General features: G+C 66.7%; 9 protein-coding genes. 2 read left to right on the forward strand and 7 right to left on the reverse strand.

All coding sequences use genetic code 11. The annotated features are described in order from the left end of the window. Nucleotides 1–13 precede the first annotated feature (13 nt). The 7 genes from ACCQ07_RS12490 to ACCQ07_RS12520 form a co-directional block, all read right to left on the reverse strand. Nucleotides 14–1504 carry an efflux transporter outer membrane subunit gene (locus ACCQ07_RS12490; protein ID WP_209261616.1) on the reverse strand — a complete coding sequence of 497 codons (1491 nt, stop codon included), beginning with the start codon at nt 1502–1504 and terminating at the stop codon, nt 14–16. Between the two features lie 4 nt (nt 1505–1508). Further along, nucleotides 1509–3095 carry an MDR family MFS transporter gene (locus ACCQ07_RS12495; protein ID WP_008571335.1) on the reverse strand — a complete coding sequence of 529 codons (1587 nt, stop codon included), beginning with the start codon at nt 3093–3095 and terminating at the stop codon, nt 1509–1511. Then, nucleotides 3092–4294: an HlyD family secretion protein gene (locus tag ACCQ07_RS12500; RefSeq protein WP_127167101.1), complete on the reverse strand. Its 1203-nt coding sequence runs from the start codon at nt 4292–4294 to the stop codon at nt 3092–3094. Before ACCQ07_RS12500 ends, ACCQ07_RS12495 begins: the two co-directional genes overlap by 4 nt. Before the next feature lie 249 nt (nt 4295–4543). Continuing rightward, nucleotides 4544–5659, reverse strand: coding sequence for a polyamine ABC transporter substrate-binding protein (locus tag ACCQ07_RS12505; RefSeq protein WP_071118165.1), 1116 nt, complete (start codon nt 5657–5659; stop codon nt 4544–4546). 219 nt (nt 5660–5878) lie between these two features. Beyond that, nucleotides 5879–7246: an aspartate aminotransferase family protein gene (locus ACCQ07_RS12510; RefSeq protein WP_109290924.1), complete on the reverse strand. Its 1368-nt coding sequence runs from the start codon at nt 7244–7246 to the stop codon at nt 5879–5881. Nucleotides 7247–7440: 194 nt separating this feature from the next. Then, the gene (locus ACCQ07_RS12515) at nt 7441–8826 is read right to left on the reverse strand and encodes a glutamine synthetase family protein (RefSeq protein ID WP_109290922.1); all 1386 of its coding nucleotides are present in this window, start codon (nt 8824–8826) and stop codon (nt 7441–7443) included. Between the two features lie 6 nt (nt 8827–8832). Beyond that, a complete protein-coding gene (locus ACCQ07_RS12520) occupies nt 8833–9588 on the reverse strand; it encodes a gamma-glutamyl-gamma-aminobutyrate hydrolase family protein (RefSeq protein ID WP_277575150.1) in 756 nt (251 codons plus the stop codon). 142 nt (nt 9589–9730) lie between these two features. Between ACCQ07_RS12520 and ACCQ07_RS12525 the strand changes: the two genes are divergently transcribed. Further along, nucleotides 9731–11110 carry a glutamine synthetase family protein gene (locus ACCQ07_RS12525; RefSeq protein ID WP_218532092.1) on the forward strand — a complete coding sequence of 460 codons (1380 nt, stop codon included), beginning with the start codon at nt 9731–9733 and terminating at the stop codon, nt 11108–11110. Next, nucleotides 11107–12426 (forward strand): NAD(P)/FAD-dependent oxidoreductase, encoded by a 1320-nt coding sequence (locus tag ACCQ07_RS12530; RefSeq protein ID WP_372363368.1) that lies wholly within the window; start codon nt 11107–11109, stop codon nt 12424–12426. The genes ACCQ07_RS12525 and ACCQ07_RS12530 overlap by 4 nt, the downstream gene beginning before the upstream one ends. Nucleotides 12427–12505: the final 79 nt, after the last annotated feature.

Raw genomic sequence — 12505 nt, forward strand, 5'->3', positions numbered from 1 at the left:
GCCCTGGCTGCTCTCAGCGCGCGTCCTGCGCCGGTGCGCTCCAGCCCAGCCCCAGACTCTTCTGCAGGGCCACGTAATTCACCAGCAACTGCACCTGCGCCTGTGCGGCAGCGTCCTGCGCCGACAACTGCTGGCGCTGCACATCCAGCAGATCGATCGATGAGGTGGCACCGGCATCGCGACGCTGCTGCATCAGCCCGGCCGAGCGCGTGGCCGAGGCTTCGGCCTGGCGTGCGACCACCAGCTGCTTGCGTGCCGAACCGAAGCGCGCCAACGCCGAATTGGCATCCTGCAAGGCAGCCAGCACGGTCCCTTCGTACGCTGCCGTACGCCCCGCATTGCCGGCACGCGCCTGCTCCACCTGCGCGCGGGTCTTGCCGAAATCGAAGATCGACCAGCGCAGCATCGGCACCGCCAATGTGGTCAGCGCGTCGGAATTGAAATCGCTCGGCGAGCCGGCGACCCAGCTCAGCCCGCCCAGCAGACTCACCTGCGGGAAGTAGCCGTTCAACGCCTCGCCGATCTGCGCGCTGGAGGCGGCCAGCTCGCGCTCGGCCTTGCGCACGTCCGGGCGCCGGCGGATCAACGCGCCGGCATCGTCCACGCGCACCTGTGTCGGCAGCATCGGCAAGGGCTGCGGCGTGCTGAGCTGGGCATCCAGCGCGCCGGGCTCGCGCCCGACCATCAGGGCCAGCTGGTCCTGCGCTTCCTGCGCCTGCATTTCCAGCGGCAGGCGTTGCGCCTCCTGCTGCTGCACCTGGGTGGCGATCTGCTCGACCTGCAGGTCCGAGGCGGCGCCCTGCCCGCGACGTTGCTGCACCAGCTGCAGCGACTGGCGGATCTTGTCCAGGTTGGTATCGGCAATGGCCAGGCGCGCCTGCAAGCCGCGGTAATTGAGATAGACCTGCCCGACTTCGGCGGCCAGCTGCACCTGCGCATCGGCCAGCTCGGCTTCGGAGGCCTGTGCCTGCGCCAGCGCGCCTTCGGCGGCGCGACGGCGGCGGCCGAAGAAATCCAGCTCCCAGCTCGCATCGAAGCCGGCGCTGTAGATCTGCGTCTCTTCCAGGTTCAGCGCCTGGTTGCCGGCCGCCGGCGGCTGGCCGGGTTGACCCTGTTGCAGCCCGCCGAGCGTGTCGACAATGGTCTGCGGCGGTTCGGCGTAGGCATACACCGCGCTGGCGTTGAGCTTGGGCAGGCGCTCGGCGCGGCGTTGCTGGGCCAGCGCGCGGTTGGCACGCAGCCGCGCCTGTGCCGCGCGCAGGTTGGGGCTGTCGGCCAAGGCCTGGGTGACCAACTGGGTCAGGAGCGGGTCGTGCAGTTCCTCCCACCAATGGTTCAGCGGTGCGGCGGCGACCACGTCCGCGCCGCTGGCACGATGCAGGGCGGGTGCCTGCATCGCCGCGTCGGCAACCGCTGGCGGCTTGGTGTAGTTGGGGCCGAGCATGCAGCCGCCAAGCAGCAGCGTGCCCACCGCCGCAGCCAGCGGCATGCGGATCAGGCGCATGGAATCAGTGCATTGCAAGGTGCGCCCCCTTGGGTAACGGCTTGAGCAAAAAGGCCAGCGGAATCGTGCAGACCACGATCACGCCAAAGATCCAGAACAGGTCGCTATAGGTCATCACCAGGGACTGCTGCTGCACGACGCGGGCGAACTGGGCGATCGAGCGGGCTGCCGCCTCGCCGCCGGCGCTGCCCTGCATCTGTGCGGTCAGGCCGGCCAGCGCCTCCTGTGCACGGCTGGCATTGGCGGTGATCGAGCTGCCGATGGTTTCGGTGTGGAAGGTCATGCGGCGCTCCTGAAAGGTGGAGATCAGCGCCAGCCCGACCGAGCCGCCCAGGTTGCGGCCGGCATTGAACAGGCCCGAGGCATCGCCCGCCAGTTCCGGCGGCACCGACGAGATCGCCGCCTGGTTGAGCGACATCATCGCCAACGCCAGGCCGCAGCCCTGCAGCAGCTGCCCGGCGACAAAGTGCGTGCCCACGGTGTCGGCAGTCAGCGACAGATTGACGAAGCAGGCAGCGGCAAAGCAGATCAGCCCGGCAATGACCAGGATGCGCACGTCCACCGTTTCCAGCAGCTTGGGCATCATCGGCATCAGCAGCACGGTCGGCAGGCCGGACAGCAGCAGCACGTACCCGGCCTGCTCGGTGTTGTAGCCGGAGATCACCGCCAGGAACTGCGGAATCATGTACATGACGCCGAACAGGATCATGCCCACCGCCATGACCATGATGAAAACCGCGCCGAAGCTGCGCTGCAGCAGCAGCGACAGCCGGATCACCGGAGGGCGCCGCCGGAACTGGCTGATCACCAGGGCGATGAAGCCGCTCAACGCAAGCAGGCTCAGGGTATTGATCTCGCTGGATTCGAACCAGCGCTCGCGCTGGCCTTCTTCCAGCACCACGGTCAGCCCGCCCAGACCCGCGGTCAACCCGTAGATGCCCAGCCAATCGGCGTCGAGCAGGCCTGCCCAGTCACCCTTTTCGTGCTTGAGGCCGAGCAGCAGCAGCGCAACCAGGCCAACGCAGATCGGCACGTTGATGAAGAACGCGTAGTGCCAGCTGACGTTTTCGGTCAGCCAGCCGCCGAGCAGCGGGCCGATCACCGGGCCCATGATCACGGTCATGCCGAACAAGGCGGTGCCCATGGTCTGCTGGCTGGGCGGCAACCGCGTGGCGACGATGGTCAGCGCGGTCGGAATCAGGGCGCCGCCGGCCAGGCCCTGCCCGACGCGGCCGATGATCATCATCGAAAGCGACGTCGACAGCCCGCACACCACCGAGAACGCGGTGAACATCACCGCGCAGATCAGCAGGAAATTGCGCAGGCCCAGCGTGCGCACGAACCAGCCGGTCAGCGGGATCATGATGATCTCGGCCACCAGGTAGGCGGTGGAAATCCAGGTGCCTTCTGTACCGCTGGCGCCGACCTCGCCCTGGATGGTGGGCAGCGCGGCATTGACGATGGAAATATCCAGCGTCGCCATGAACGAGCCGATGGTGCCGGCCAGCACCGCCAGCCAGGCGCCCGGCTCGGCCTTCTCGCGCTGGGCGCTGCCGCCGGCACGCGGGCCGGTGGCGGCCGCTGCACTCATCGCGCGCGCTCCTGCTCCTGCACGCGGTCGGATTCTTCTTCGGCACGCTGCTTGGCGTCCTTGGCCGAGCGCGTGTCCACGGTGACCTCCACCGACATGCCCGGCACCAGCACCTTGCGCGCCTCTTCACCGGCCAGCACACGGATGCGCACCGGCACACGCTGTACCACCTTGGTGAAATTGCCGGTGGCGTTTTCCGGCGGTAGCAAGGCGAACTGCGAGCCGGTGCCCGGCGACAGGCTCTCGACCTTGCCGTGCAACTTCACTCCGGACAGCGCATCGACCTCGATCTCGGCCGGCTGGCCGGGACGCATCAGGCCGACCTGGGTTTCCTTGAAATTGGCAACCAGATACAGCGATTCCTGCGGCACGATGGTCATGGTGCGGGTGCCGGCGCCGAGGAACTGGCCCACCTGCACGGTCTTGTCGCCCACCCGGCCGTGGATACGGCTGGTCAGACGGGTGTCTTCCACCGCCACCCGCGCCTGGTCGGCATCGGCGGTGGCCTGTTTCACGCCGGCCTGTGCCTGTTCCAGTTGCGCGCGGCTGGCCTGGATCTGGCTCTCGCCGGCCTTGGCCTGCGCCTGCGCGGCGTCGTACTGCGCACGTGCGCGTGCCAGATCGTGCTGCAGGCTTTCCTGATGTTCGTGGGTGTCTGCGCCGGAGGCGGCCAACGGCGCGAAGCGCTTCACTTCGGCCTGGGCGAACTTGAGGCTGGCAGCAGCGGCGGTGACCTGGGTACGCGCCTGCAGCAGCGCCGATTCCTGCGCGGAGACATTGGCGGTGGCGGCGACGATATCGGCCTGGCGTGCGGCAATGGCGGCTTCGGCCTGCTGCAGGGTGGCCTGGTAGGTGCGATCGTCGATCTGCAGCAACGGCTGTCCGGCTTCCACGATCTGGTTGTCGCTCACCAGCACCTTGGTCACGTAGCCGCTGACGCGCGGTGCCACCGCCACCGAATCGGCCTGCAGATAGGCGTTGTTGGTGTCCTGCATGTAGCGGCCCTTGATCAGGTAATAGGCCAGCCACACCACGAGCAGGATCAGCACCAGCACCCCGACCAGGATCAGCGTCCACTTCACCTTGGGGTTCTTCAACGGCGAGGGCTTGGGCGCCTCCTGTTCGTCGCGCGCGCCGGCGCCCTGCGCATCCGTGGCCGAGGACTGGCCGTCATTGGACTGATGGTCGTGGTTGCTCAAAAGGATGCGTCCTGTGTGATGGGCGAGGCGCGCCACGCAGCGGCCGTCTCGGCGGCGTCGGCAATGGCGGCGCAACCATACAATTATTTGAACTGCCCGGTACAGATTGCGTGATGACCCGACCGGCCAACAACCGGCCCACCAAGTCCCGACGGTGCCATTCCTACGCCATGCGCGTGGCCCGTGGGAGGAGCCGTCGCACGGGGCCGCACTGCGCTCGGGCGCAGCACCCGCCGCCGACGCAGCCGGTCAATGCCCGGTCTTGATCTCGGTCCACAGCCGCGTGTACAGCCGGTCCACGTCCGGCGGATTGATCGCGTAGGTAAACATCTTGGCCGTCACTTCCGGCGGCGGGTAGATGGTGGGGTCGTTGCGGATCGCCGCATCCACCAACGGCGTGGCCGTGCGCACCGGGTTGGCGTAATGGATGAAGTTGGTGTTGGCCGCGGCCACGTCCGGCTTCAACAGATAATTGATGAAGGCGTAGGCGTTGTCAGGGTGCTTGGCATCCTTGGGAATGGCCAGCATGTCGAACCACTGCGGCGCGCCTTCCTTCGGAATGGCGTAAGCCACCTTGATGTTGTTGCCGGCTTCCACGGCACGGTCGCGCGCCTGGATGATGTCGCCGGACCAGCCCACCGCCAGGCAGGTATTGCCGTTGGCCAACGAGGTCACGTACTGGCTGGAGTGGAAGTTCTGCACGTACGGGCGAATGGCCTTGATCAGCGCGGCGGCCTTTTCGATCTCGGCCGGCGCCGTGCTGTGCGGATCGAGCCCGAGATAATTGAGCGCGATCGGAATCATGTCCGAAGGCGTGTCCAGGATGGTCACGCCGCAGTCCTTGAGTTTGGACAGATTCTCCGGCTTGAACACCAGATCCCAGCTGTTGGCGACATCGGTGCTGCCGAAGATCGCCTTGAGCTTGTCGACGTTGTAGCCGATGCCGGTGGTGCCGATCATGTACGGCACGCCATAGGCATTGTTCGGGTCCTGCGCGGCGATGCGGCGCATCACGTCCGGATCCAGATTGACCAGATTGGGGATCTTGCTCTTGTCCAGCGGCAGGAAGACGCCGGCCTGGATCTGCCGGCCGAAGAAGTTCAGCGTGGGCACCACCACGTCGTAATCGCTGCCGCCGGCCAGCAACTTGGTTTCCACCATTTCGTCGCTGTCGAAGACGTCGTAGGTGACCTTGATGCCGGTGCTCTTTTCGAACCCGGGAATGGTGTCCTCGGCGATGTAATCGGAATAGTTGTAGACGTTGAGTACCTTGGCCTGCGCGTCGGTCTTGCCGGGCGCGCCAGCGCCGCCACAGCCGGACAACAGGGTGATGGACAGCGTCAGGGTGAGCAGTCGCAGCGTCATGTGGGTCTCCAGGCAGCGCGATGGGGCGGCCGGTATCGAATCCGGTCTCTTCCCAGCCTACTCACCACGCCCGGGTTTGCCCAGCGCAGCGGGACCGGCACGGACCGACCTTGCCGGCTGACCAGCGCGGCAGCCGCCACGAAGGCACCGCTGCGCGCATGCGTGCTCACCGACCTCGTCACTGCCCGCTGCCGTGCGGTGGGACGGCTTGTGCAGGAGCTATCGACCCAAGGCCTGCGCGGTGTCGTCCAGCGCGGCCCAGGCCTTGTCGAACAGTTCGTCGACCTGCTCCCGGGTAATGATCAACGGCGGCGACAGCAGCATGGCATCGTAGGTCGCGCGCAGGATCAGCCCGCGGCGCAGCGCGAAATCGCGGCACATCGCCCCTGCCCGCCCGCGCCCGGGGAAATACACACCACGGCGCTGCTTGTCCGGCACCAGCTCCAGCGCCCCGACCAGCCCGGCGATGCGTGCCTCGCCCACCAGCCGGTGCTCGCCCAGCGCGGCCCAGCGCTGCGCCAGGTACGGCGCAACCTGCGTGCGCGCGGTCTCCACAATGCCCTCGTCCTGCAGCAGGCGCAGGTTTTCCAGCGCCACCGCCGCGCACACCGGATGCCCGGCATAGGTACCACCGTGCGCCAACTCGCCGCCTTGGGTCTTGAGCACGCCGGCCACGCGGTCGTTGAACATGGCTGCCGCCAGCGGGATGTAGCCGGAGGTGATGCCTTTGGCCAGCGTCATCACGTCGGGCTGGAAGCCGAAGTACTCCGCACCGAACCACTCGCCGGTGCGGCCGAAACCGCAGATCACTTCATCGGCGACCAGCAGGACGTCGTAGCGCCGACAAATCCGCTCGATTTCCGGCCAGTAACTGCGCGGTGGGATATAGACGCCGATCGCACCCATGATCGGCTCACCGATGAACGCAGCCACATGTTCGGGGCCGAGTTCCAGAATCTTGTCCTCCAGACGACGTGCCGCCAGCAACCCGTAGTCCTCCGGATCCATCTGCCCGCCATCGCCGAAGTGATACGGCGGTGCGATGTGATGGATATCGGCAATCGGCAACCCGCCCTGCCGGTGCATCCCCTTCATGCCGCCCAGGCTGGCGCCGGCCATGGTGGTGCCGTGATAGCCATCGTGGCGGCCGATGAAGATGCGTTTTTGCAGCCGCCCCTGCACGGCCCAAAAATGCCGCACCAGGCGCAGGATGGTGTCGTTGGCCTCGGACCCGGAGTTGGCGAAGAACGCATGATTCAAATCGCCCGGCGCCAACGCCGCCAGCTTGGCCGCCAGCTGGATGGTGGGTTCGGTGGTGCACTGGAAGAAGCTGTTGTAGTAGGCCAGCTGCTCCATCTGACGCGCCGCTGCCTGCGCCAGTTCCTTGCGCCCGTAGCCGACATTGACGCACCACAGTCCGCCGAACGCATCCAGAAACTGATTGCCGTCGGCATCCCACACGTACACGCCCTCACCGCGCGTCAGGATGCGCGTGCCCTTGTGCGCCAATGCCGCGTTGTCGTTGAACGGATGCAGATGATGGGCGGCGTCGAGCCGCTGCAACGCCTTGAGCACCGAAGGATCCACGACCTGCTCCGCGCGTGAGGGGTTACAAGCATACCCAGGCCCTGTTGCCGGACCGTGGACGGTTTTGCAGAACGCCCGGCAGGCAGCTTGGCCGCGAGAACTTCCGTTGCCGCCGAGGTTGCCTTCATCCATCCTTCGGGCACTTTTCCCGGGAGGAGAAGGAACACAGCACGCGCGTGAGATGCAAGAACGCCTCACACATTCAACAACAAGAACTCCCGTTCCCACGAACTGATGACCCGGAAAAACGTCTCGTACTCTTTCCGCTTCACCGAGATGTATGCGCGCACGAACCGCCGCCCCAACATCTCCTGCAACGCCTCGCAGCCTTCCAGCTCATCCAGCGCCTCGCCCAGCGAGCGCGGCAAATCGTAGCCCTGCTCCTTGCCATTGCTGCTGATCGGCGCGGTCGGTTCGAGCTTTTCGCCGATCCCCAATAACCCGCAGGCCAAGGTCGCTGCCATGGCCAGATACGGGTTGGCGTCGGAGCCGGCAAAGCGGCTTTCCACCCGCATGTTCTGCGGTGCATCGATGGGCACGCGCAGCCCGCAGGTGCGGTTGTCGAAGCCCCACAGCACATTGCTCGGCGACACCTCGCCGAACATCAACCGCCGGTATGAATTGACGTTGGGCGCCAGCAGGCCCATCGCCATCGGAATGTATTTCTGCAAGCCGCCCAGATAATGCGCGAAGGTATCGCTGAAACCGCCCTCGCGCTTGCCGCTGAACACGTTCTTGCCGGTGACGGCATGCAACAGGCTCTGGTGGATATGCATCGCACTGCCTGGCTCGGTTTCCATTGGTTTGGCCAGGAACGTGGCATACACACCGTGCCGCAGCGCGGCTTCGCGCATGGTGCGCTTGAACAGGAACACCTGGTCCGCGCGCGACATCGGGTCGGCATGGGTGAAGTTGACTTCCAACTGCGCGGCGCCGGATTCGTGGATCAGCGTGTCCACGTCCAGCTCCATCGCATCGCAGTAGTCGTACATCAAATCCAGGATGGGGTCGAACTCGTTGACCGCGTCAATCGAGTACGACTGCCGCGCCGTTTCCGGCCGCCCGGAGCGCCCTGCCGGCGGCAACAACGGGAAGTCGGGGTCGGTATTTTTCTGCACCAGGAAGAACTCCAGCTCCGGTGCCACCACCGGTTGCAGCTTGGCCTGGGCATAGGCGTCCAGCACGCGGCGCAGCACGTTGCGCGGGGCAAGTTCGTGCGGCTGGCCATCCTTGGTATAGCAGTCGTGGATGACCTGCGCGGTGGGGTCGGCTGCCCACGGCACCATGCGCACGGTGCTGGCATCCGGGCGCAGATGCATGTCCGAATCCGACGGTGAGGTGAGCGCGTAATAATCGTCGGGGAAATCGCCGGTCACGGTGGTGGCGAAGATGCCTTCCGGCAGGCGCGTTCCGTAGTCATGCGAGAACTTGTCGGCGGGAATGATCTTGCCGCGCGCGTTGCCGGTAATGTCCGGCACCAGGCATTCCACCTCGGTGATGCTGCGCTCTTTCAGCCAGCGGCGCAGCGCGCTCTCCGGCTGCTTGGACGGGGTCTTGCGCGAACGCGTGCGGATGGACATGCAACCTCACTTGCCGCGTCGCGCGGCGTATTGGCGACAGGCATCGCCGAAGGCCTGAAAGATGGCACGGTAGAACGGATGCTGTGTGACACGCCATTCCGGATGCCATTGCACTGCCAGCAGAAACCCCGGGCCGGAGCCGCGGAACGCTTCGATCAGCCCGTCCGGCGCGGTGGCTTCGATCAGCAGCCCCTCAGCCAGCGTGGCAATGCCCTGCCCGTGCAGGGAATTGACCCAGACCTGGGCGCTATCGCTCATGCACGCCAGCCAGCCGCCGGGATGCAGGTGCACCACATGCGCCGGGCCATATTGCATGTCTGTCGGTGTGCCGCGGTCTTCCCGGTGGTCGGCCAGGCCGGGCACGTCGTGCACGCGCTGATGCAGGCGCCCGCCCAGTGCCACATTGACCTCCTGCAGCCCGCGGCAGATCGCCAGCACCGGCAGGCCACGCGCAAGCGCCTGCGGGATGAGCGCGAGGCTGGTGGCATCGCGCGCCGGGTCGTGCGGGTTTCCTTCCCAGCTGGGCTCGTCGCTGTAGTGATGCGGCTCCACATTGCTGACCGCTCCGGTCAACAACAGCCCATCCAGCCGCTCCAGCCACGCGCCTGCATCCAATGCCGGCTGCAGGCTGGGCAACAGCACCGGCATCGCAGCGGCTGCCTCGACCACCGCGCGGATGTACTTCTCGCCGGCAGCCAGAAACGGATGAGGCCCTTGCAGGATGCGATCGGTCGGCAGGCCGACCAGCGGAACGACTGCCATGCGCGAAATCCGATACGTTCGGTGGAACGTCGATACCCTCGAAGTTACCGCGCCATTGCCGGCATTGCCAAGCGTGCCACTGCGCTTGCGATTACTCACGCGCGCTTTGCTACGCTGGGCGGCGACTTCGCAGGTGTTGCCCATGGCTTCCGAAAACTCCATCGCCTCCCTGCCGGCTGCCGATGCCCACACCCTCTCTCGCATCGCCGGGTGCGAGTCTGTCGATCTGTTATTGCCCGATACCAACGGCGTGCTGCGCGGCAAGCGGGTGACCGCCGAGGCCCTGGGCAAGGTGTATCGCGAGGGCGTGTGCCTGCCGATGTCGCTGATCGCCACCGACATCACCGGCAACACGGTGGAAGAGACCGGGCTTGGCTACGCGATCGGCGACGCCGACCGCATCTGCCGGCCGATCGAAGGCTCACTACGCCCGGTGCCCTGGGCGCCAAGGCCGATGGCGCAACTGCTGCTGGCGATGCATACCCCCGAAGGCGCGCTGTTCGAAGTCGCCCCGCGTGCGGTGTTGCAGCGCGTGTTGCAGGGGTTTGGCGCACTCGGCCTGACCCCGGTCATCGCAGTGGAGCTGGAGTTTTACCTGTTCGACGCCATCGCCGATGCACAGGGGCGCCCGCAGACCCCGCGCGACCCGATCACCGGCGAACGCAGCGACAGCACGCAGGTGTATTCGCTGCAGGATCTGGACGACCAGCGTGGTTTTACCGATGCGGTCACCGCCGCTTGCAGACAGCAAGGCATTCCGGCCGACACCGCCGTGGCCGAGTACGCACCCGGCCAGTTCGAAATCAATCTGCACCACCGTGCCGATGCGGTGGCCGCCTGCGACGAGGCGATTCTGCTCAAGCGCACCATCAAAGCCATTGCGCAGCAGCAGGGCAAGCTGGCCAGCTTCATGGCCAAGCCTTTCCCCGGCCAGGCCGGCAGCGGCCTGCATCTGCATGTGAGCCTGCTCGATGCCGCCGGGCACAACGTGCTGGCCAGTGCCGCCGACGCGCCTGCGCAGCCGCTACGCCACGCCATCGCCGGGCTGCAGCGGCATGCGGATGCCTCGCTCCTGATGTTCGCCCCGCATGCCAACAGCTATCGCCGCTTCGTCAGCAATGCGTTCGTGCCACTGGATGCAAGCTGGGGTTTCAACAACCGCACCGTGGCGCTGCGCATCCCGCACAGCGATGCGCACAACACCCGCATCGAACACCGCATTGCCGGTGCCGATGCCAACCCGTATCTGGCCGCTGCAGCCGTGCTGGCCGCGATGCTGGACGGCCTGCGGCAGCCGGCCGAACCCACCGCGGCGGTCACCGGCAATGCGTACGCGCAGTCGGTGTTCACCCCGCGCAGCTGGCAAGGCGCGGTGGATGCGTTCCTCGGCAGCGACTTCATCGCCGAGCAGTTCGGCATGCAGTTCCAGCACGTATTCGGCCAGCAGAAGCAACGCGAGCTGCTCGACTACCAGGCGCAGGTCCCCGACCTGGATTACGCGCGGTACCTGCGCACCGTGTGATGGCTTCCCCCCACGCGCCACCGCCGCACAGCGATTCAGCGGGCAACCGGTATCCGGACAGCTGGTATGCACGCAGCACGCCGGCCCTGCCCCAACAACCGCGCCTGCAAGGCGCCGAGCACGCCGACGTCTGCATTCTCGGCGGTGGCTATACCGGCCTCGCCGCCGCGCTGGCGCTGGCCGAGGCCGGTTACGCCGTCATCGTGCTGGAAGCCCGGCGTGTGGGCTGGGGCGCGTCCGGGCGCAATGGCGGCCAGGCCATCGTTGGCTATGGGTGCGAGCAGGAAACGCTGGAAGCGCTGGTCGGCAACGACGATGCTCGCCTGTTGTTCGATTTCTCGCGCGACGGCATGCGCCTGCTGCGCGAGCGCATCGCGCGCCATGCCATCGCCTGCGACTGGCGCGACGGCCACGCGCATGTGCCGCTGAAGCCGCGTCAGGTGCAGGCGCTGCAACACGGCATCGTGCGCATGGCCGAACGCTACGACTACCCGCTGCAATGGTGGGACCGCGCACGCACCCGCCAGGTGCTGGACAGCCCGCTGTACCTGGGTGCCATGTTCGACCCTGCCAGCGGCCATCTGCAGCCGCTGGCCTATGCACTGGGCCTGGCACGGGCCGCGCTGGCCGCCGGCGTGCGCATCTACGAGGACTCGGCCGTGACCAGGCAGCAGCCCGGCGCGCGCGTGGTGATGCATACCGCCCACGGCAACGTGACTGCCGCGTTCGGTGTGATCGCCGGCAATGCACTGCTGCGCGGCATCGCCCCGACGCTGGAGCAGCGCATCATGCCGGTCGGCACCTATGTCGGCGCCACGCCGCCGCTGGGCCAGGCGCGTGCACGCGCCCTGATCGCCAACGACATGGCGGTGGCCGATACCAACTGGGCACTGGATTACTATCGGCTCAGTGCCGATCACCGCCTGCTGTTCGGTGGGCGCGCCAGTTACTCCTCGCGTCCGCCTGCGGGCTTGCAGCGCCTGATGACCCAGCGCATGCATACGGTATTCCCGCAGCTGCACGACGTACCGCTGGAAACGCTGTGGGGCGGCTACGTGGACATCTCGCGCAACCGTGCGCCGCACTGGGGCCGGCTGGCGCCCAATCTGTACTTCGCACAGGGCTTTTCCGGACATGGCGTGGCGGCCACCGGCCTGGCCGGCCAGGTCATTGCCGAGGCCATCGCCGGCCAGAGCCGGCGCCTGGACGTGTTCGAACGCATTCCGCACCGCCCGTTCCCCGGCGGGCGGCGGCTACGGACCCCGCTGCTGGTGGCGGCGATGAGCTGGTATCGGCTGCGCGATGCGCTGTGGTGAGCGCCACGCTTTGGAACGTGGTGCTCAAGTTTTGGCGAGCAGGGCCGTTAGCTGACCTGACGGTTCGATCCAGACGGCC

The organism is Xanthomonas sp. NCPPB 3583 (genome assembly GCF_041475715.2).
Taxonomy (GTDB): domain Bacteria; phylum Pseudomonadota; class Gammaproteobacteria; order Xanthomonadales; family Xanthomonadaceae; genus Xanthomonas; species Xanthomonas euvesicatoria.